Origin of the sequence: Flavobacterium sp. MAHUQ-57 (assembly GCF_051908335.1) — a bacterium.
In the GTDB taxonomy this organism is placed as follows: Bacteria; Bacteroidota; Bacteroidia; order Flavobacteriales; family Flavobacteriaceae; genus Flavobacterium.
In genome coordinates, this window is the sequence record NZ_JBPZTE010000007.1 from 267,287 (window position 1) to 287,021 (window position 19,735).

The window sequence follows — 19,735 nt, forward strand, 5'->3', positions numbered from 1 at the left end:
AAAATCTTGTATAAATATCTAACTTTTGGGTTTTTGTAAAACCGAGTGCAAATATACAACGATTTTTTTTTCTTGCAAGTGGTTTTAAAAAATAATTTCAATTCTTTTTAAGTTTAGCAATTGTCTTTCAATTCATAGTTACACTCTTCCCTTTTTACCTCTATTAGCTTTTAGTAAAGCAGTTGCTTATAGCAATTTCTTTTTTATATTTGCAGCTCATTATTAAAAACATCTTTATGTTTCATAAAAACATCAAATTAATTATAGCTGGATTACTTTTTATTGTTGGGGTTTGGCAATTTACTGAAGGAAATATCGGAAACGGAATTTTCGTAACATTATTAACAATCATCCCTGTATTTTTATATTTCAGAAACGAATTTATTTTATTAGCCTTCCTAAAACTTAGAAATCAGGATTTTGCAGGTGCTAAAAAATGGTTGGATAAAATCAAAAACCCGGAAGCCGCATTAATTCAAAAACAACAAGGGTATTATAATTACTTAAATGGATTAATGGTTTCTCAAACGAATTTGAATCAAGCAGAAAAATTCTTTAAAAAAGCCATTAGTTTAGGTTTATCAATGGATCAGGATTTAGCTTTGGCAAAATTAAATTTAGCTGGTATCGCAATGAGCCGTCGAAGAAAATTAGAAGCGACAACACTATTAAACGAAGCTAAAAAGCTCGATAAACACAATATGTTGAAGGAACAAATCACCATGATGAAAGAACAATTGAAGAAAATTTAATTGATTTTTAATAAAAAAAATAAAAAAAACCGTACAATAAGTACGGTTTTTTGCGTTTTAAAGTGTAATTAAACGATTAATTTATATGTTTGTCGGGAAAATTATTAAGTTTATAATCAATGGATTAGTTTTGTTTTATTGTAATTTTAACATGAAGAAACTTTACTTAGCATTATCATACCTGTTTTTTTCACTACCATCCTTTAGTCAGGATGCAGAATTGAATTTTCCAGAAGCTTTAAGAGCGCACTTGAAAAAATATAATATTCAGAGCGACATCGCTTTCAACAACTATGACATTCAAAAAGGTCATACACTTTTCGACTCATTAGTATCGCACCATTTAGTGGGTACTCAATTTGAAGATTACACTTTAAAAAGTTTCGAAAAAAGAAAAGTAAAACTTAGCTCTTTCAAGAAACCTTTGTTTATTTTAACCTATGCTTCATGGTGTATTCCAAGTAAAGGAGAAATACCAGCTTTGAACAAATTAGCCCAAAAATATGCCAAGGACGTTCAGTTTGTGATTTTATTTTGGGATAAAAAGTATCAGGTAAAAAAGATTTCACGAAAATTCAACCACAACATTACAGTTTGTTATGCGCATGAAAGCTACAAAAATGATGCAGTAATTGTTTCTCACTTAAAACACACCTTAGGCTTTCCTACCTCTTATTTCTTAGATCAAAACTTAAAAGTGGTTAATATTAAGCGAGGCGGCGCTCAACCTGACAAGAAAAGCAGCTACGTTAAAGCATACACTATGAATTACAATGTTTTCAGAGAAGGATTAGGTAGCTTATTAATTGACAAAGATATTACTAAGGAGCAGCTAACAACAAACTAACTCTTAGACAAAAGCATCTTACCCGCAACAAATAAAAGTACAACTGCAAAAATTTTCTTTAGCATTTTTTGGTCGATACTGATTGCCATTTTACTTCCAAAGTAACCTCCTACAAGAAAAAACAAAGCTATAATTCCGGCATATCTCCAATCGATATAACCTTCTTTATAGTAATTATACACAGCTGCTGCTGTAACCGGAACTACTAGTACCGTTAAACTTGTTCCTTGTGCTTGGTGTTGATTGAATCCCATTAAATAAATGAGTAAAGGAACCATAACTATTCCTCCACCCACACCAACCAAACCGCTTAACATTCCAGCAATAACACCGATCAACGCGAGTAATAACACTATTTCTAAAGTCATTTTTTTCATTTTTATTTTACTTCAGGAATTTCAATTTCATAAACCTTTTTAGTAGGATTATCTAATTTTCTATCTCGCAACCATGGATTATGATATTTCAAAATCTTATAATTAATTCCCTGCAATTTTGAAAAGACCGCCAAATCCTTAACTGTACTATCGACTTGTATTTTTTTGGTTGGTATTTTTTGATACAAATCTTCTTGAGATAAGACAAAATTATATTTTACTGGATTCTTCATAATTTCTTTCAACGCAAGAATTCTAAAAACGTAACGCGAAGTTTCTTCGTTTAAAAGCAAATCATAATAATTTGTCACACCTTGAAAATCAATCTGGTTCTGCAAACCATTCAACCCACCATTGTAAGATGCAGCAGCTAAAGTCCATGATCCAAATCGTTCTTTGGCTGACACCAAATATTTACAAGCTGCCTCTGTAGCCTTTTCGAGATGATAACGCTCATCCACTGTTTCAGAGACTTCTAATCCTTTCTCCTTAGCTGTCAGCGGCATAAATTGCCAAACACCTCTAGCTCCAGCACTTGAAACCGCATTGGTAAGTGAACTTTCAATTACTGCCAAATATTTAAAATCATCAGGAACATTGTATTTTGCCAAAATAGGCTCAATAATAGGAAAAACTTTATTTGCGCGTTTTAAAATCAATATTGTTGAACCATGCATGTATTCATTTACCACCAATTCCCTATCCATTCTTTCCCTAACATCTGGAATATGCAAAGGCGCTTCTTCTCCTGCAAAATCAATTTTCCCAGGAAAATTACTTTTCATTTTGGCATTTACAAACAATCCGAATGCAATAACACCAACAAACAACAAAACTATCTTTTTCATGATCCAATTTTTATTTTAGAATAATCTCAGGCAAATTAGCGTTTAGCCAACGATATCGCATAATGATCATTATATGCGTTCCACCTTTAATATTAATAAATTCTTTAATGTTCTTAGCCGGAAAAACCTCATCATTATCACCATGGATATGAATAACATCCGGATCAATTTCAATTCGTTCCCAATTGATAATTTGTTCAATAGCCCAATCAAGATATTCTTTTTCCCTTCGGGTCATCAAAATCTTGTACAATTCCAAACGTTGTTTGACAATTCCTGAACCAAAAGCATACTTCGCCAAAGCTTCCACATTTTGTGCTAAACTTGTAGGCAAAAGCTTGTAGGCTTTGGTTGTTTTTGCGATTTTCATTCGGCGAGGTAATTCCTTATTAGATTTAACACTCGAAATAATAATGACTTTTTTAGGATGCAAGAACTGTTTCATTTCCTGAACCAATATCCCACCAAATGAAACACCGATTAAAACAGCATCTTCATGCTTGACTTCTTTGGCCATTCTTTCCGCATAATCTTTCAATGACTCTCCTTTTTCAGGAAGAAACCATTCTAACAAATGCATTTCAAAAGTATCTTCTGGCAATTTTATTTTTTCAAAAATCAATGAACTTGCCGCCATACCCGGCATGAAATAAACATGAATTTTAGACATAAAAAGTAACTTATAACTAGATTTTACCGAAATTTGTATAAAAGTAATTATTTCCCCTCGGAAAGAAGTGGTCAGAACCTAAAATTACCATTTTTTTATAATTCATTTAAAAAACCTTCTTCAACGCATCACTATGGAAATTAAAGACAATACATTCTCAAGACAATTTGAAATCCTCGCAACAGAAGGTGTAATCACTGTTGAGTATTCACTTCAGGAACGAAAAATATTCCTAACCCGCATCAACACACCAGAACATTTTGATAACGAACCGTATCTTGATGAAATTATAAGGCAAATTCTAACCATTGCGGAAGAAAAGAAATGGAGAGTTGTTCCAATTTTTCCAAGAATAGCTAGCTTTTTCAGAAAGAATCCGGCTTACAAAAGCATGCTACCTCCTGGCATCCGAATTTAAACGGATCCAAAGTATTGTTTCTAAAATATTTGTATTTTTATGGCATGAGCTCTGAAGAAAACAATCACCACATTCTAGAATTTTTCGAAGCAATAGAAAAATATTACGGTTGCAAAACCGAACTTACCGAAGGGATTTGTTGTTCTTCTGGTGATTTCAATGCCGAGTTCACTACTTGGAATTTATTTGAATTCGAATTAGTACGTTCAGCCTATCGAAATATTGGCGACCGATTTATGATGGAAGGAGCCGGCATGTACTATGAAATAGACGCAAAAAGCATCGTTTCATTAACTCAACCTGGAAGAAATAAATTTGAATTTATTGAAAAACTAGGCGACAATATTTATCGTATCACCAAACTTCGTTTTCATTACAAATACTAAATCTTTAAAATAAAAAATCCAAATACCAATCAAAAGACTACTATTTGGATTCCTATATATCACAATAAAGAATTAGGTTAAAACATTCACAAACTCCATTCTCACGGCTCCATCTTCATCGATTTTAGTCAGGTGAATATCATGAAGCGTATTCACCAATTCTGGATTCCATGGTGTTTTTACTTTTACATAATTTTCGGTAAATCCATGAATATATCCTTCTTTATTTTCTCCTTCAAACAAAACCGTTCTGTTGGATCCGATTTGACTTTCATAGAATGCACGTCTTTTTTTCACTGAAAGACCGCGCAACATTTTACTACGTTTAGCTCTAACATTGGCAGGAACCACACCATCCATTACTGCTGCCTCGGTATTATCACGTTCAGAATACGTAAACACATGCAGATATGAGATATCCAATTCATTCAGAAAATTGTAGGTTTCTAAAAACAATTCATCTGTTTCTCCAGGAAAACCAACAATCACATCAACACCAATACATGCATTCGGCATTACTTCACGAATTTTAGCAACACGGTCCGAATACAATTCACGCAAATAGCGGCGTTTCATTTTTTTTAGGATGGTATTACTCCCCGATTGCAATGGAATATGAAAATGCGGAACAAAAGTGCGGCTTTTAGAAACGAATTCAATAGTTTCGTTTTTCAGCAAATTCGGTTCAATAGATGAAATTCGCAAACGTTCAATACCTTCTACTTTATCTAAAGCCTGAACCAATTCCAAGAAAGTATGTTCGTGTTTTTTATTTCCGAATTCACCTTTACCGTAATCACCAATATTTACACCCGTCAAAACGATTTCCTTAATTCCTTTTTCAGAAATTTCTTTGGCATTTCTCATCACATTTTCCATAGTATCACTACGAGAAATCCCACGTGCCAAAGGAATTGTACAATAAGTACATTTATAGTCACAACCGTCTTGCACTTTCAAAAAAGCACGCGTTCTATCGCCAATGGAATAACTACCTACGTAAAAATCCGCCTCTTCAATTTCACAGGAGTGCACTTCACCCATGTCATTTTTTGAAAGATCATTGATATAATCGGTGATTTTAAATTTTTCGGTAGCTCCTAAAACAAGATCCACGCCATCAACCGAAGCCAATTCTTCCGGTTTCAATTGCGCATAACAACCAACTGCCGCAACGAATGCTTTATCGTTGAGCTTCATGGCTTTTTTTACAATTTGCTTGAATTGTTTGTCGGCGTTTTCTGTAACCGAACAAGTATTAATCACGTAGATGTCTGCAACCTCCTCGAAATCAACACGATCAAAACCTTCACTTTGAAAGTTTCTGGCAATCGTTGATGTTTCAGAAAAATTCAATTTACAGCCTAAAGTATAGAAGGCTACTTTCTTTTTGTTTTCCATAAAATAACTCAATCAATGAAATCGTTGTCAAAAAATTGAGGGTGCAAAGGTACGTACATTTCTCAAAAAAATAAACTTGATATTCAATAAATTACAAATCAATTACTTTCCAACAGTTATACTTTACCAACATTTATGGCAACCCTGAACTATTTATTTTTCCTTTTCCATTCTTTTATACTATGAAACACAGCAAAAAAAGTAAAATTTCAATATGATTAACTTATAACTATTACTCTTTTCTATATTTTTTAGTTTCTTCAAAAACGTGTTCTAAAATTTTAGCATCTTCCTCTGTAAATTCCACTTGTCTTCTTGCCATTACAATTTTTGCTGTTTGAAACGCTTTATTAGTCATATAGGTTGTAAAACCTGAAGCTCCACCCCACGAGAAACTTGGCACAAAATTGCGGGGAAAACCGCTCCCGAAAATATTGGCACTCACACCAACAACCGTTCCGGTATTAAACATGGTATTGATGCCACATTTACTATGATCACCCATCATCAATCCGCAAAACTGCAATCCCGTTTTAGCAAAACCTTCAGTTTCATAGCTCCAAAGTTTTACTTCTTCGTAATTATTCTTCAAATTGGAATTATTACTATCGGCACCAATATTACACCATTCACCTAAAACAGAGTTCCCTAAAAAACCGTCATGTCCTTTATTTGAATAACCGAATAACACCGAATTATTCACTTCTCCTCCGATTACGGAATGCGGTCCAACTGTAGTAGCTCCATACACTTTAGTCGCTAACTTCACTCTTCCGTTATCACATAGTGCAAATGGTCCTCGGATCACAGAGCCTTCCATGATTTCGGCATTCTTACCAATGTAAATTGGTCCGGTAGAAGCATTTAAAGTTACAAATTCCATTTTTGCTCCTTCTTCAATAAAAATATTTTCTGGAGACAATACATTAACCGATTTAGGAATTGGCTGTGAATGTCTTCCTTCGGTTATCAATTCGAAATCTTCACGTAAAGCCGCATCATTCTTAGCAAAGATATCCCAAGTGTGCTCGATACGTAAACATTCATCCGTAAATTCAATAATTTCAAAAGTATCGAAATCCACTTCCTGATTGTCCTTACTGTAAAAAGCAACCACTTCATCTTTAAAAAAGATAGCTTGATTTTCCTCTAGACTTTTAATCATTTCGGTTAAAATATCATTCGGCAAAAAAGAGGCATTAATCATAATATTCTCTTCCATTTCCACCATAGGATATTTTTCCATCAAATACTCTTCCGTTATTGTCGTTGTAGTGTACCCCAAGTGTTTTTCCCATTTTTCGCGAATCGTCAGAATTCCGACACGGATATCAGCAACAGGTCTCGTGAAAGTGAACGGAAGCAATGCATTACGAACGGTTCCGTCGAATAATATGTAGTTCATTTGTTTTACTATTGAATTTATGAGACGCTAAGTTACAAAGTTTGCGACTAAAACCATCAACCCAAAAATAAAAAAAGCCTTTCCGAATGGAAAGGCTTTATATAGATTAAAATTCTAAAATTACTTTTGGAATTTTGCGTATTTGTTTTTGAATTTGTCAATACGACCAGCTGTATCAACCAATTTAGATTTACCAGTGTAAAAAGGGTGAGAAGTTCTAGAGATCTCCATTTTGAATACTGGGTATTCTACTCCTTCGTGAACAATTGTTTCTTTAGTATCTACTGTAGATTTAGTAATAAAAACATCATCATTTGACATGTCTTTGAATGCTACTAATCTGTAATTTTCCGGGTGGATTCCTTTTTTCATGATAAAATCTTTTTATGTTTTGTTGCTTTTGATCTTGATGCTTTTTACTTAAAAAAGGTATCGATTTACGGCAACTTTTGTTGTACTACTATTTATTTTAGGGTGCAAATTTACAACTATTTTTTTAATATCAAATAATTGCGTAACATTTTTTGATTTCCTACACTAATTACCATAACTTTATTAATTAGTATATTTGTAGCCTAAATAAAATTAAAATGAATGAAATCCTTAAAAAGAATGGCGTCCAATTCGGCTTCATCATTGGCCTCTTTGCTATTCTTTTACCGATAATAACATATGCAAGCGGTCAACCTCTTTATAAAAATGGTTATTTGGGTGCTTCTGTTTATGTTGTTTATTGGACCATCCGAATAATTCAAGCCAATAAAACTAAAAAAGATCTAGGAAACCAAACGGTTAGTCTTAAAGATATTTTCACTACTTTATTGATCTCTACTACAATAGGCATCATCATTTCTACCGGCTTTAATTATGTATTTTATAATTTTATCGCAACCGAACTTAAAATTGACCTGAATGAATTCATGAACCTAAAACAAGTTGAAATTCAGCAGGTATTCAACAAAGGAAAAATAGACAAGCAAATGATAATGGGAACCGATAACTTCGAAATTTCAATTTTACTGAGAGGCGCGGTATTTTCTATTTTATTTAGTTCCATTTTTAATTTAATTTTGGCAGCTATTTTCAAATCAAAAACATCAAATCAATTATAGTGAATATTTCTGTAATCATCCCTTTACTTAACGAACAAGAATCGTTACCCGAATTAAGCACTTGGATTACCAAAGTCATGACTGCAAATAATTTCAGTTATGAAGTTATTTTCATAGATGACGGAAGCAGTGACAATTCATGGGACATTATTGAATCTTTATCCAAAGAAAACGAAAGTTTTAAAGGTATTCGATTTTTAAGCAATTATGGAAAGTCACAAGCATTACACGCAGGCTTTGTCAAAGCCCAAGGCGATGTCATCATCACAATGGATGCCGATTTACAAGACAGTCCGGATGAAATCCCTGGATTATACAATATGATTACCAAAGATGGTTTGGATTTAGTTTCAGGTTGGAAGAAAAAACGATACGATAGTGTTGTTGCTAAAAATCTACCTTCAAAACTATTCAATTGGGCAGCTAGAAAAACTTCCGGTGTACAATTGAATGATTTCAACTGTGGTTTAAAGGCTTACCGAAACAATGTTGTCAAAAACATCGAAGTATCGGGAGAAATGCATCGTTACATCCCTGTATTGGCTAAAAATGCAGGTTTCAAAAAAATTGGCGAAAAAGTAGTAATTCACCAAGCGAGAAAGTATGGCGAATCGAAATTCGGAATGAACCGTTTCATAAATGGATTCCTGGATTTAATTACCATTTGGTTTTTATCCAAATTCGGCAAAAGACCCATGCACTTATTTGGTCTATTAGGCACTATTATGTTTATGATTGGCTTCATTGCAGCTGGTTATATTGGCATAATGAAGTTATGGAAATTATATTTTACGCATCAAGAAACCATCTTGGTAACTGAAAACCCATGGTTCTATATATCATTAACAACAATGATTATCGGAACACAACTTTTCTTAGCTGGCTTTTTAGGCGAAATCATTCTTCGCACAAAAAACAATGAGGAACGTTATAAAATTTCGAAAGAAATTAATCTGTAAATTTATTTTTTAATTCTAAAATTTAAGAAATGCATATCGAAAAGACAATTTTAGATAAGGTTAATGTTTGGCTGACCCCAACATTTGACGAAGAAACACAAAAAAACATCATCGAAATGATGACCTCTTCTCCAAAAGAATTGGAAGAGAGTTTCTATAAAAATTTGGAATTCGGTACAGGTGGAATGCGTGGCGTTATGGGCGTAGGAACTAACCGTATCAACAAATACACTTTAGGAAAAAATACTCAAGGCTTAGCCAATTATTTAAAAAGAAGTTTCCCTAATGAATCAATCAAAGTCGCTATTGCTTATGACTGCCGTCACAATAGCGATACGTTAGCTAAAGTAGTGGCCGATGTATTTTCAGCCAATGGAATTAAAGTGTATCTTTTCTCAGAAATGCGCCCAACTCCAGAGCTATCTTTTACAGTACGTCATTTGAATTGCCATACCGGAATTGTATTAACCGCATCTCACAATCCACCCGAATACAACGGATACAAAGTATATTGGCAAGATGGTGGGCAGATTGTTCCACCACAAGATGCAGAAGTAATTGCCGAGATTGAAAGTCTGGAATACAGCGACATCAATTTCAATGCTGATGAAACTTTAATTGAATATATAGACACTGCTATTGACGAAGCATTCAGAGATTCAACAATCAAAAATGCAAGTTTCAACACTTCAACCGAAGCCAAAAAGAATTTAAAAATTGTATACACTTCCCTACACGGAACTTCTATAAAAGCAATACCTGGTGTTTTAGCCAAAGCTGGTTATACCGACGTCAATATTGTTGCTGAACAAGCCGAACCTAACGGAAATTTCCCAACTGTTGTCTCTCCTAACCCGGAAGAACCAGAAGCATTGGCAATGGCAATGGAATTGGCCGACAAAATTAATGCTGACATTGTGGTTGGAACCGATCCCGACTCAGACCGTTTAGGTGTAGCAGTTCGCAATAGCGAAGGCAAAATGATGCTTTTGAATGGCAACCAAACGATGGTAGTTATGACCGCTTTCCTATTGGAACAATGGAAAAAACAAGGTAAATTGACCGGTAATGAATTCATTGGCTCTACAATCGTTTCAACTCCAATGATGTTGGAATTGGCATCTGCTTATGAAGTAGAATGCAAAGTAGGTTTAACCGGTTTCAAATGGATTGCAAAATTTATCAAAGATTTTCCTAACCAAACCTACATTGGCGGTGGTGAAGAAAGTTTCGGATTCATGGTTGGCGATGCCGTACGCGATAAGGATGCCGTAGCTGCTATTTTATTAGTTTGTGAAATTGCTGCCCAAGCAAAAGAAAAAAACAGTACTTTATACCAAGAATTATTACAAATGTATGTAGACTTCGGGTTCTATAAAGAACATTTAATTTCTATTACCAAAAAAGGGATTGAAGGCGCCAACGAAATCAAGCAAATGATGGTGGATTTACGTCAGAACCCTTTAAAAGAAATCAACGGAGAACGCGTAGTTTGCGTGGAAGACTATCAATCATCCAAAGGAAAAGATTTCATGAACGGTGAAGAATTTGATATTATGGTTCCAAAATCAAACGTGTTAATTTATTATTTGGAAGACGGAAGTAAAATCTGTGCTCGCCCAAGCGGTACAGAACCTAAGATAAAATTCTACTTCAGTGTGAACTGCGCCATTGATAACATTGCAGATGTTCCTGCAGCAGAACTACAATTAGATACCAAAATCAAAAACATTATTGCTGAAATGCAATTGAACTAATGGATAGTAATCTCAAAAAATTAATCCCTTTTGCCTTAGTCTATAAAAAAGACATAGTATTGAATATTGTTTATAATATTTTTTACGCCTTTTTTTCTACTTTGTTGATGGTTTCAATGATTCCAACCTTAAATGTAATTTTTGGTCTGAACAAAAAAATTACCTCCGCTCCAACTTTTAATGGTATAGCAGGTATTAAATCGTTTGCGGAAGACTACTTGAATTACAAAGTGACTCAACTAACCGAAAGTAATGGATTTGAGTTCGCCATTCTTTTCGTTATTTCTATTATAATTGCCACAGCTTTCTTAAAAAACATCACCAATTACTTTGCTTCTTACCATGTAACAAGATTACGTAACGGAGTTTTGAAAGATATCAGGGAAAAACTGTATGAAGTAATCATTCATTTACCCGTTTCTTATTATTCTGAAAAGAGAAAAGGAGATGTTATGTCCAGAATGCTGGGCGATGTTAATGAAGTTAAAAATTCCTTCTTCCAAGTATTGGAACTCGTAGTAAGGGAACCTTTGACCATATTATTCTCCATTATTACTATGTTTTTGATTAGTGCGAAACTAACGTTGTTTGTATTTTTATTCATTCCCATTTCTGGAATAATCATTTCAAGAGTGGGTAAAAATTTAAAAGCGAAATCAACCAAAGCACAGGAACAAAACGGAATACAAATATCTATTCTGGACGAGACATTGAGTGGTTTAAAAGTAGTCAAAGGATTCAATGCAGAAGGAAAATTCATTACAAAATTCAATGATTCTTTGCAACGTTTATTGCGATTATCAAACAGTATCGGAAATAAAAACAACCTAGCTTCTCCTTTAAGTGAATTTTTAGGAATTGTAACCATAGCGATTTTATTATGGTACGGCGGCCAATTGGTAATCGTAGATAAATCGCTCGCACCAACAACATTTATCGCTTACATTGCATTGGCTTATACCATTTTAACTCCAGCCAAAGCCATTTCGAAAGCTTCTTATCAGGTAAGAGGCGGTTTAGCAGCAGCCGAAAGAGTTTTCAGTGTTCTAGAAGAAGAAAACACCATACAAAACAAACCTGATGCCATTGTAAAAGAAAGCTTTGAGCGAAACATTAAGTTAGAAAACATCAATTTCGCTTATCAGGAAGAAAATGTATTAACCAACTTTTCGATCGAAATCCCTAAAGGAAAGACCGTGGCATTGGTTGGTCAATCCGGCTCTGGAAAAAGTACCATCGCCAATTTACTGACTCGCTTTTATGATGTCCAAGAAGGAAAAATTACCATTGATGGCATTGACATCAAAGATATGGATATGCATTCGCTAAGAAGTTTAATGGGATTGGTAACACAAGATTCGATTTTATTTAACGATTCGATTAAAAATAATTTATTGATTGGAAAACCGAATGCCTCAGATGAAGAAATTATCGAAGCATTAAAAATAGCCAATGCCTACGAATTTGTAAAAGACTTACCTGAAGGCATTGAAACGAATATTGGTGACTCTGGAAGTAAACTTTCAGGTGGCCAAAAGCAACGCTTATCTATAGCTCGTGCGGTATTAAAAAACCCACCGATAATGATTTTGGATGAAGCAACTTCGGCATTGGATACAGAAAGTGAAAAATTTGTACAGGTAGCATTGGAAAACATGATGCAAAACAGAACATCCATCGTGATTGCACACCGTTTATCAACCATCCAGAAAGCAGACAATATCATTGTGATGCAAAAAGGAGAAATTGTAGAACAAGGTACGCATGATGAATTATTGGCTAAAAACGGCTCTTATTCTAAATTAGTCATGATGCAGTCTTTCGAATAGTTTACATTTTGGTAGTGAAGATTTAAAACAGATTTGAATTAAAATTCGTATCTTCATTTTCAAATGTATATTGAAAATTCACAAATACATCTTCCTGAAGATCCGAACACTATTGTTTGGAAATATCTTGATTTATCGAAATTCTTGGATATTTTACTCTCAGGAAAGATGTTTATGTCGCGGTCCGATAAATTTGAAGACCAATACGAGGGGACTTTCAGCGAGCCCACTTTTGAAGAAATACGCCGAATAGCCGAAAACAAACCTGATTTTTTGGATTACTACAAATCCCATCGTGAAAAAGTAGTCATCAGTAGTTGGCACACTAACGAATACGAAAGTTTTGCCATGTGGCAGATTTTCACCAAAAACAACGAAGGTTTAGCTATTCAATCCACTATTGGACGTCTCAAAGAAGCATTACTACCCGAAGAAATTTTTGTGCAACATATTGGAGAAGTCAATTACATCGACTATAAAAAAGAATACATCCCTTTTGAAGATGATTTTTTCCCGTTTCTTTTCAAACGGAAAAGTTTCCAATACGAACGTGAGATACGCATCATAACCGATGTAACATCACATCAGATTACTATAAACGAAGGATTGAAAATCAATGTAGACATCAATAAACTAATTGATAAAATCTACATTCACCCTAAAAGTGAGAACTGGTATAAAAAATTGGTTATTGAATTGGTTGAAAAATTAGGATTCGGATTTGAAATTGAAAAATCCGATTTAGAAAGCGATATTCTTATTTAAACTCTTCCGTAAAACTATCGTCCCACTTGAACATATTAATTACCCATCCTTTTTTGTTTTTATAGTAAACATAAATTAAACGGACAGCCGAATTTTCAAAACGCAGTATATATGTTTCCTTGATAGCAAAATCGCTGATTACCTCTTCTTTAATTTTAACAACACCTTCTGTAGCACCAAATCGGTCTTTTAATAAATTCATATACTGAATCGTTTTATCCTCTAAACTTCCAATTTCATTTTCGGGCAGAGGCCAATATGCTCTCAACTCTTTAAAGAAATCATTCAATTTGTTTTCCTTAAAAAGAGTGGAACATTTCACAGAAAAGTCTTTAGCTTCTTTTGATGATGCAAAATATTTCTCTTGAGCTACTACAGAAGTAAAACTCATCAATACTAATATAAAGCAGGTAATTGTAATTTTCATAACTAGTATCCGTTTTTAATTTATTCTTCAATTGGCGAATAATCTTCTACTTTCCATTCATCAGCAGCCAAATTGACAAAATGATAATGCACTTTATCCTTTTTATCAAAAGCACCGTTTTTGTTGATATCTTCAATTGTTCTAAAATACAAACGATTTAATGATTCAATCAAATTCCAGTCAATCAATTCGTGAAGCTCCCCTGAAAGTTTTTGAAGATGCAATCCACTAAAATCACTTATATACAATGATTTGATATCATTTGCATCAATTTTACCATCACGATTAGTATCGGAATCCACTAAAGAATATACTAAAATTTGCTTTTTAGTTTTAGCAGCAATAGTATTTAAAAAAGTCGCTGTTTGGATTTGCACATTTTTATTGGTTAACGGACGTAGCGCAGTAGAATCAATGTGTTGGAATTTAATATTCTGAAAGTAACCCGTAAGTTCGAAACTATTGTAATTAGACAAAGCATAGCTACCCATGTTGGTTTTGGCTGATCCGTAAGTTCCTCCGCGTTCATAAGCCACTTGCACATCACCTATAGCATGTAACAAATATTTTGTACCTTGCATATGAATGGGTAAATCAGCTACTTTAATTTGAGAAGAATCCTTTTTAACCACTTGAACTTTAGAATCTTCATAAATTACTTTTGGCTTTTCTTCTTCCTTACAGCTTGCCAACAAAGATACTAGAGGCAAAATATATAACAGCTTTTTCATTATTATAACTGATTTTGTATCAAATATACTACTTTTTGGATTACAACTTCATATTCAGCTTGAAACTGAAAACACGCGAAGTAAGATAATTCGGCACCCCATACTGTGATTTAGTATACACGTCTCTCACCCAAGTATTTGTGATGGCATTTTGGTTATTGAACATGTTGAATATTTCCAAACCAACCGACAAATCTTTGAATTTGCGCAACCAACTTCCTTCTTCTTTCGCTCTGGCTCTATCTGTAAAAACATAAGAAAAACCAATGTCTGCACGACGATAATCACGTAATCGCAACTGATAATCATACGGATCAGCATAAGAAGGCGAACCACCAGGCAAACCTGTATTGTATACCAAATTCAAGTACACTTTACATGCTGGAATATTTGGAATATAGTCTTGAAAAAGAATACCAAACTTCAAACGCTGATCTGTTGGCCTAGCTATAAAACCTCTATTGTCGATATTTTCCTCAGTTTTCAAATAGCCGAAACTCAACCACGATTCAGTTCCTGGAACAAATTCACCATTCAATCGCAAATCTATCCCTTGCGCATACGCTGTTGCATTATTTTTGGCTTCATAGCGAATCCTGACATTATCCAAAGTATAAGGATTAACATCCGTTAATGATTTGTAATAAACTTCGGATACCAATTTAAAAGGTCTGTCCCACATTTTAAAGCTATAATCATTACCCAACACCACATGAATTGACTGTTGCGCTTTTACATTAGGTTGCACCACTCCGTTTTCATCTCTTAACTCACGATAAAATGGTGGTTGATGATAAAAACCACCCGATACACGGAATAACATATCCTTTTCCCATGCCGGCTTAATAGCAAATTGAGCTCTCGGACTGAAAGTCACTTGGCTTTTACCTGAGATATCCTCTCCACTCACCTGCCATTGGTGTGCTCTCACCCCAAGATTGGTGAAAATTTCATGCTCATTCCAAAAAGAACGACGATTCCATTGTACATACCCAGAAATTCGATCGATATCAGCAAAATTAATTGCTCTAACATTACTATAAGGCGCCAATGGTCCAACATAAGGATTATACGGTTGATCATTAACCGGAGTGTCTAAAATTGGATTATTCAATGAAAATCCAGCCGAATCAATCACTTCCCATTCTCTAATACGATCGCGGATGCTCTCTTTGGTATATTTTAGTCCCCAATCGATTTGATTTTGATTCTTTTTATGTGTTCCTTTCACTTCAACATTAAAAATCAACGCATCCAAATCATTTCGAGCATGAGTTAACTGGGAGCCGATACCTCGAGTATATTCAACTTCGCCGAAATTTTCATCACCTAAATTACCATTTACTTCTCCCAATCGGTACTGCCCCATGATATCAAAGTATTCTTTTTCCTGAGTATGGTAGGCAGAACCAATAAGCTTCAATGTAAAATTTTCATTGGGTTCAAAAACACTTTTATACGCACCGAATACAGTGGTATACTTATCTTTTTCTTGTCCTTCATAATACACCAACAAAGCAATGGGTTCATTGATTGTTCCAAAATTAGTTTGGCGTACTAAAGGTCGATAATCGTATTTATTTTGAGAAATATTACCTAAAAAACTATGCTGCCACTTGGTATTAGGCGTAAAAGTTACATACGACTGTACATCGACAAAACGAGGTCTAAAATCTACTTCCGTTTGTTGACTTTTCACCAACATACTATTGTCACGATAGCGGATTCCAGTAATCTGAGTCCATTTCTGGTCTTTCGAAGCATTTTCAACCGCCAAATTCACACCCAAGTAACTAGCTTCTAAAGCTACACCAAACTTTGAAGGACGTCGATACGTAATATCCAAAACCGAAGACAGTTTATCACCGAATCTTGCTTGAAAACCACCCGAAGAAAAATCAATATTTTTAACCAAATCTTTATTGGCAAAGCTTAATCCTTCTTGTTGACCCGAGCGAATCAAAAAAGGACGATAAACTTCAATTTCGTTTACATATACTAAGTTTTCATCATAATTCCCTCCACGTACAGCATATTGAGTACTCAATTCATTATTTGAACTTACTCCTGGCAATAATTTCAAAATATTTTCAACACCGGCGTTGGCGCCAGGGATTAAACGAACTGCTTGCGGTGAAATTGTAGTAACACCTTCCACTCGTTTTCTTCTGTTATTATCTATGACTACTTCTCCGATTTCCTCAACCGTGTTTTTCATCACCAAATTGAATTCATAATCTTCATTTTTTCGCAACTCCAAGGCAACTACTGTTGGTTTTAGCGAAACATGAGAAAATTTTAAATTGGATTTTACATTAGGTTCAACAGTTAAAACATAGAAACCATTTTCGTTCGTTGTTGTTTTTTTATCTTGAAAGGAAACGTTTACTCCTTCAACCGGCTTTTTGTTTTCATCAAACACAATCCCCTTAACTCTGGCTGTTTGAGCGAACGTAAAAAGAAAAAAAAAGAAAAAAAGTATAAAAAAATTAGTTTTCAAAATGTATTATTTGGTTTTATAAAAATGCGATTCAAATGCTGCAATATTCCCCATATTGTCTTTCACTTCTATTTTAAAATCATTTCGTCCGTTATCAAACTTATCATCAGAAAAATGATGCGTCAAACGATTCGATTTTGTTTCATATTCCATCAAAATCCATTTTCCGTTGAGATAAGCGTTATATTCTTTAATCCCTGACATATCATCGGATATCGATATTCTCAGGTGTTTTTGTACATCAAGCGTATCACCTTCTTTAAAATTAGGATTGAAAATCTTTGGCATTACATCATCTTTCTTTAAAAAGAATTTCCCTAGCTTTTTAGTACGTATGGTGAATATGTCGTCTTTTTTAAACGTCGAATTGTATTCCGTTTGATTGCCATCCAGATTCGCAATAAACATTTTTTCACGTTCAGCTACCGGTATTTTGGAAACATCAAAAGTAATCTGAAACGGATTATTGACTGCAATGGATTCGCTGTGCAAAAGTAATTCATTATTCACAACTTCAAACTTCAAATAAAAATCATCATAAAACGTATTTTCAGGAAAAAAGACCGAAATAGCATCTTTCGCATAACTATTATCATTTCGAGCTTTCAGAAAATAAGGTGTTTTATATTCCTTAACAGGCTGTGTAACGGGAGTATTTTTATAGGAAATCGGAACGTTAATTATGGTTTTATTACCATGAAAATCCTGAAGTACAATTTTATAGTTCAAAGTAAAATTTAAAGCCAGATTAACAATACCTTCTTCCCGCATCAATTTGACAATATTTGTAGGATATACACTTCCTATGAACAATTTTTGAAAACGTTGATGCGTCAATTTGTATCTCGGATAATCTATAAAACAGTTGACATGATGCATTTCATCAAAAGAAAAAGAATCAAACTCATAGCTATAATGAGGCATTCCATTCAAAAAAACATCGGCTTTAAAAATCCCGTTCTTTCCATAATTAAAATCGGAAATATCATGAGCATTCAATCCAAAACCAATTTTTCCCTTACCTTCCACTCTATTGGCCAGATAGGTTCCGTCTTTTTGTAGCGTCAATGCTACGTTCAAAGGATTTTCAGAACCATTTACACTAGAATCATTACCAATGGGATATACTAAAAGTCCATTTACTATAGGCGCTTTAGTATCTTTAACTTTTTCATCATATCCAAAAAAAAACGGGTTGATAGCAAACTCGGTTTTAGTATCACGAATTTCAAAATGCAAATGCGGACCAGATGAACCACCGGTATTCCCTGAATAGCCGATTAACTCACCTTTTTTTACAGGTAAAACATCTGAATTGGGTCTAATTTCAACTGTATATTTTTTTTGAATATACTGCTCTTCATTGACTAACTTATGCACGGCAGGCGATAATGACTGTAGGTGAGCATAAACAGTGGTATAACCATTGGGGTGATCGATGTAAATGCATTTCCCATATCCATAAGTGGAAATGTTTATTCTCGAAATAAAACCGTCAGCGGTAGCATATACTGGAAAGCCTTCTTTTTTCTGCGTTCTAAAATCGATGCCCGTATGAAAATGATTGGGCCTTAATTCTCCGAAAGAACCCGCAATACTCAAAGAAATATCTAAAGGAGAACCGAAATAGTCTTTGGGGTACTTATCTTGGCTAAAAACCGAAGTTATAAACAATAAAAAGAAACCTAAAAATCTCATAAAAAACATTTGTGCTAATATAACGAAATTGTTTAATAAATAATTACGCACAACACTTATTGATAACTTATTAAAATTTAAGCGATTATGAAATAAAAATGATAAAAATCAATTTTTTTAAGAAACATATTGGTATAATTAAATAGGAATACTAACTTTGTAAAGTACGTAATGAATTTTTTATTGCCATGAGTGACATAGGAGGAATGGTTGATTCTCTTGAAGTTAAGTTTCAAAAACTTATCAAAAAGCTGGAAAGTCTGCAGCATACTAACGAAGGTTTGCTGATAAAACTGAGCCAGTCAGAGAAAATAATACATAGCCAAAGTCAGGAAATCAAGACATTGAAAGCGGATTTCGACTCAATAAAAATCACAAATTCATTACTTGGTAGTGACGAATACAAACGAGATACAAAGCTGAAAATAAATTCATTAATAAGAGAAATAGACTATTGTATTGCCCAACTTTCTGATTAGAAAGCATAATGAGTGAGAAACTAAAAATTAAAATATCAATTGCAGACAGAATCTACCCTTTAACAGTAGATCCAAGTCAAGAAGAAGGATTGCGAAGTGCTTCTAAAAAGATTGATGCAATGATCAAGCAGTTTGAACAAAATTATGCCGTTCGCGACAAACAAGACGTTCTAGCGATGTGTGCTTTACAATTTGCGGCTCAGGTTGAACAAAAACAAATCGATAAATCAACAATAGAAGAATCGACCAAATTAAAACTAGAGCACTTGAATGATTTATTGACTGAATATCTTGAAAAATAACGTTCTTTACATATACTAACAATACTACCTACATTAGTAATTATTTGATAAACTCAACACTAACATTTTAAA

Annotated in this window: 21 protein-coding genes; 11 read left to right on the top strand and 10 right to left on the bottom strand. The window is 34.0% G+C overall.

Annotation, left to right across the window (positions count from 1 at the left end):
• Nucleotides 1-236 precede the first annotated feature (236 nt).
• Together ACS8MM_RS09175 and ACS8MM_RS09180 are read left to right on the top strand one after the other, a co-directional pair.
• Nucleotides 237-752, top strand: coding sequence for a DUF2892 domain-containing protein (locus ACS8MM_RS09175; RefSeq protein ID WP_379715644.1), 516 nt, complete (start codon nucleotides 237-239; stop codon nucleotides 750-752).
• A gap of 151 nt (nucleotides 753-903) precedes the next feature.
• Nucleotides 904-1,599 (top strand): TlpA family protein disulfide reductase, encoded by a 696-nt coding sequence (locus ACS8MM_RS09180; RefSeq protein ID WP_379715647.1) that lies wholly within the window; start codon nucleotides 904-906, stop codon nucleotides 1,597-1,599.
• Here the strand turns inward: ACS8MM_RS09180 and ACS8MM_RS09185 are convergent.
• The 3 genes from ACS8MM_RS09185 to ACS8MM_RS09195 are packed head-to-tail and all read right to left on the bottom strand — an operon-like array spanning nucleotide 1,596 to nucleotide 3,494.
• Entirely contained in the window at nucleotides 1,596-1,967 is a 372-nt protein-coding gene (locus tag ACS8MM_RS09185) for a sulfite exporter TauE/SafE family protein (RefSeq protein ID WP_379715650.1), read from the bottom strand. The genes ACS8MM_RS09180 and ACS8MM_RS09185 overlap by 4 nt on opposite strands.
• 11 nt (nucleotides 1,968-1,978) lie before the next feature.
• The gene (locus ACS8MM_RS09190; protein WP_379715653.1) at nucleotides 1,979-2,824 is read right to left on the bottom strand and encodes a lytic transglycosylase domain-containing protein; all 846 of its coding nucleotides are present in this window, start codon (nucleotides 2,822-2,824) and stop codon (nucleotides 1,979-1,981) included.
• A gap of 10 nt (nucleotides 2,825-2,834) precedes the next feature.
• On the bottom strand, nucleotides 2,835-3,494 hold the full coding sequence (locus tag ACS8MM_RS09195) for an alpha/beta hydrolase (RefSeq protein ID WP_379715656.1): 660 nt from the start codon (nucleotides 3,492-3,494) through the stop codon (nucleotides 2,835-2,837).
• A 133-nt stretch (nucleotides 3,495-3,627) separates the two neighbouring features.
• On the opposite strand from ACS8MM_RS09195, the gene ACS8MM_RS09200 reads away from it, so the two are divergent.
• The gene (locus tag ACS8MM_RS09200; RefSeq protein ID WP_379715659.1) at nucleotides 3,628-3,912 is read left to right on the top strand and encodes a GNAT family N-acetyltransferase; all 285 of its coding nucleotides are present in this window, start codon (nucleotides 3,628-3,630) and stop codon (nucleotides 3,910-3,912) included.
• Nucleotides 3,913-3,956: 44 nt separating this feature from the next.
• Nucleotides 3,957-4,298, top strand: coding sequence for a hypothetical protein (locus tag ACS8MM_RS09205; protein ID WP_379715662.1), 342 nt, complete (start codon nucleotides 3,957-3,959; stop codon nucleotides 4,296-4,298).
• Nucleotides 4,299-4,370: 72 nt separating this feature from the next.
• Here ACS8MM_RS09205 and mtaB read toward each other — a convergent pair whose 3' ends face one another.
• The 3 genes from mtaB to ACS8MM_RS09220 form a co-directional block, all read right to left on the bottom strand.
• Nucleotides 4,371-5,699 carry a tRNA (N(6)-L-threonylcarbamoyladenosine(37)-C(2))-methylthiotransferase MtaB gene (gene mtaB / locus ACS8MM_RS09210; protein WP_379715665.1) on the bottom strand — a complete coding sequence of 443 codons (1,329 nt, stop codon included), beginning with the start codon at nucleotides 5,697-5,699 and terminating at the stop codon, nucleotides 4,371-4,373.
• A 232-nt stretch (nucleotides 5,700-5,931) separates the two neighbouring features.
• Nucleotides 5,932-7,104, bottom strand: a complete 1,173-nt coding sequence (locus ACS8MM_RS09215) for a GlmU family protein (RefSeq protein ID WP_379715668.1) — start codon at nucleotides 7,102-7,104, stop codon at nucleotides 5,932-5,934.
• A 120-nt stretch (nucleotides 7,105-7,224) separates the two neighbouring features.
• Nucleotides 7,225-7,476, bottom strand: coding sequence for a type B 50S ribosomal protein L31 (locus tag ACS8MM_RS09220; protein WP_379715671.1), 252 nt, complete (start codon nucleotides 7,474-7,476; stop codon nucleotides 7,225-7,227).
• Nucleotides 7,477-7,694: 218 nt separating this feature from the next.
• On the opposite strand from ACS8MM_RS09220, the gene ACS8MM_RS09225 reads away from it, so the two are divergent.
• From ACS8MM_RS09225 to ACS8MM_RS09245, 5 genes are all read left to right on the top strand, one after another.
• On the top strand, nucleotides 7,695-8,216 hold the full coding sequence (locus ACS8MM_RS09225) for a DUF4199 family protein (RefSeq protein WP_379715674.1): 522 nt from the start codon (nucleotides 7,695-7,697) through the stop codon (nucleotides 8,214-8,216).
• Nucleotides 8,216-9,175, top strand: a complete 960-nt coding sequence (locus tag ACS8MM_RS09230) for a glycosyltransferase family 2 protein (RefSeq protein ID WP_379715677.1) — start codon at nucleotides 8,216-8,218, stop codon at nucleotides 9,173-9,175. The genes ACS8MM_RS09225 and ACS8MM_RS09230 overlap by 1 nt, the downstream gene beginning before the upstream one ends.
• Nucleotides 9,176-9,204: 29 nt before the next feature.
• Complete coding sequence (locus tag ACS8MM_RS09235; RefSeq protein WP_379715680.1) at nucleotides 9,205-10,932, top strand: phospho-sugar mutase; 1,728 nt, start codon at nucleotides 9,205-9,207, stop codon at nucleotides 10,930-10,932.
• Nucleotides 10,932-12,761, top strand: coding sequence for an ABC transporter ATP-binding protein (locus tag ACS8MM_RS09240; RefSeq protein WP_379715683.1), 1,830 nt, complete (start codon nucleotides 10,932-10,934; stop codon nucleotides 12,759-12,761). Before ACS8MM_RS09235 ends, ACS8MM_RS09240 begins: the two co-directional genes overlap by 1 nt.
• 63 nt (nucleotides 12,762-12,824) lie before the next feature.
• Nucleotides 12,825-13,526, top strand: coding sequence for a hypothetical protein (locus ACS8MM_RS09245; protein ID WP_379715686.1), 702 nt, complete (start codon nucleotides 12,825-12,827; stop codon nucleotides 13,524-13,526).
• Here ACS8MM_RS09245 and ACS8MM_RS09250 read toward each other — a convergent pair.
• Genes ACS8MM_RS09250 through ACS8MM_RS09265 form a run of 4 tightly spaced genes read right to left on the bottom strand, consistent with a single transcriptional unit; the run spans nucleotide 13,519 to nucleotide 18,882 of the window.
• Nucleotides 13,519-13,953, bottom strand: coding sequence for a hypothetical protein (locus ACS8MM_RS09250; protein ID WP_379715689.1), 435 nt, complete (start codon nucleotides 13,951-13,953; stop codon nucleotides 13,519-13,521). The two genes, ACS8MM_RS09245 and ACS8MM_RS09250, sit on opposite strands and share 8 nt — an antisense overlap.
• 20 nt (nucleotides 13,954-13,973) lie before the next feature.
• Nucleotides 13,974-14,684: a hypothetical protein gene (locus ACS8MM_RS09255; protein WP_379715692.1), complete on the bottom strand. Its 711-nt coding sequence runs from the start codon at nucleotides 14,682-14,684 to the stop codon at nucleotides 13,974-13,976.
• 40 nt (nucleotides 14,685-14,724) lie between these two features.
• Entirely contained in the window at nucleotides 14,725-17,184 is a 2,460-nt protein-coding gene (locus ACS8MM_RS09260) for a TonB-dependent receptor (RefSeq protein ID WP_379715695.1), read from the bottom strand.
• A gap of 6 nt (nucleotides 17,185-17,190) precedes the next feature.
• Complete coding sequence (locus ACS8MM_RS09265; protein ID WP_379715698.1) at nucleotides 17,191-18,882, bottom strand: M23 family metallopeptidase; 1,692 nt, start codon at nucleotides 18,880-18,882, stop codon at nucleotides 17,191-17,193.
• 188 nt (nucleotides 18,883-19,070) lie between these two features.
• Between ACS8MM_RS09265 and ACS8MM_RS09270 the strand changes: the two genes are divergently transcribed.
• On the top strand, nucleotides 19,071-19,361 hold the full coding sequence (locus ACS8MM_RS09270) for a hypothetical protein (RefSeq protein WP_379715701.1): 291 nt from the start codon (nucleotides 19,071-19,073) through the stop codon (nucleotides 19,359-19,361).
• A gap of 8 nt (nucleotides 19,362-19,369) precedes the next feature.
• On the top strand, nucleotides 19,370-19,663 hold the full coding sequence (locus tag ACS8MM_RS09275) for a cell division protein ZapA (protein WP_379715704.1): 294 nt from the start codon (nucleotides 19,370-19,372) through the stop codon (nucleotides 19,661-19,663).
• Nucleotides 19,664-19,735: the final 72 nt, after the last annotated feature.

What these genes read in the sequence shown, in the direction of transcription:
- ACS8MM_RS09250 (WP_379715689.1), bottom strand. Translation starts at nt 13,953, where the DNA reads ATGAAAATTACAATTACCTGCTTTATATTAGTATTGATGAGTTTTACT.
- ACS8MM_RS09265 (WP_379715698.1), bottom strand. Translation starts at nt 18,882, where the DNA reads ATGAGATTTTTAGGTTTCTTTTTATTGTTTATAACTTCGGTTTTTAGC.
- ACS8MM_RS09185 (WP_379715650.1), bottom strand. Translation starts at nt 1,967, where the DNA reads ATGACTTTAGAAATAGTGTTATTACTCGCGTTGATCGGTGTTATTGCT.
- ACS8MM_RS09200 (WP_379715659.1), top strand. Translation starts at nt 3,628, where the DNA reads ATGGAAATTAAAGACAATACATTCTCAAGACAATTTGAAATCCTCGCA.
- ACS8MM_RS09205 (WP_379715662.1), top strand. Translation starts at nt 3,957, where the DNA reads ATGAGCTCTGAAGAAAACAATCACCACATTCTAGAATTTTTCGAAGCA.
- ACS8MM_RS09195 (WP_379715656.1), bottom strand. Translation starts at nt 3,494, where the DNA reads ATGTCTAAAATTCATGTTTATTTCATGCCGGGTATGGCGGCAAGTTCA.
- ACS8MM_RS09245 (WP_379715686.1), top strand. Translation starts at nt 12,825, where the DNA reads ATGTATATTGAAAATTCACAAATACATCTTCCTGAAGATCCGAACACT.
- ACS8MM_RS09235 (WP_379715680.1), top strand. Translation starts at nt 9,205, where the DNA reads ATGCATATCGAAAAGACAATTTTAGATAAGGTTAATGTTTGGCTGACC.
- ACS8MM_RS09175 (WP_379715644.1), top strand. Translation starts at nt 237, where the DNA reads ATGTTTCATAAAAACATCAAATTAATTATAGCTGGATTACTTTTTATT.
- ACS8MM_RS09275 (WP_379715704.1), top strand. Translation starts at nt 19,370, where the DNA reads ATGAGTGAGAAACTAAAAATTAAAATATCAATTGCAGACAGAATCTAC.
- ACS8MM_RS09225 (WP_379715674.1), top strand. Translation starts at nt 7,695, where the DNA reads ATGAATGAAATCCTTAAAAAGAATGGCGTCCAATTCGGCTTCATCATT.
- mtaB (WP_379715665.1), bottom strand. Translation starts at nt 5,699, where the DNA reads ATGGAAAACAAAAAGAAAGTAGCCTTCTATACTTTAGGCTGTAAATTG.
- ACS8MM_RS09240 (WP_379715683.1), top strand. Translation starts at nt 10,932, where the DNA reads ATGGATAGTAATCTCAAAAAATTAATCCCTTTTGCCTTAGTCTATAAA.
- ACS8MM_RS09255 (WP_379715692.1), bottom strand. Translation starts at nt 14,684, where the DNA reads ATGAAAAAGCTGTTATATATTTTGCCTCTAGTATCTTTGTTGGCAAGC.
- ACS8MM_RS09270 (WP_379715701.1), top strand. Translation starts at nt 19,071, where the DNA reads ATGAGTGACATAGGAGGAATGGTTGATTCTCTTGAAGTTAAGTTTCAA.
- ACS8MM_RS09220 (WP_379715671.1), bottom strand. Translation starts at nt 7,476, where the DNA reads ATGAAAAAAGGAATCCACCCGGAAAATTACAGATTAGTAGCATTCAAA.
- ACS8MM_RS09215 (WP_379715668.1), bottom strand. Translation starts at nt 7,104, where the DNA reads ATGAACTACATATTATTCGACGGAACCGTTCGTAATGCATTGCTTCCG.
- ACS8MM_RS09180 (WP_379715647.1), top strand. Translation starts at nt 904, where the DNA reads ATGAAGAAACTTTACTTAGCATTATCATACCTGTTTTTTTCACTACCA.
- ACS8MM_RS09190 (WP_379715653.1), bottom strand. Translation starts at nt 2,824, where the DNA reads ATGAAAAAGATAGTTTTGTTGTTTGTTGGTGTTATTGCATTCGGATTG.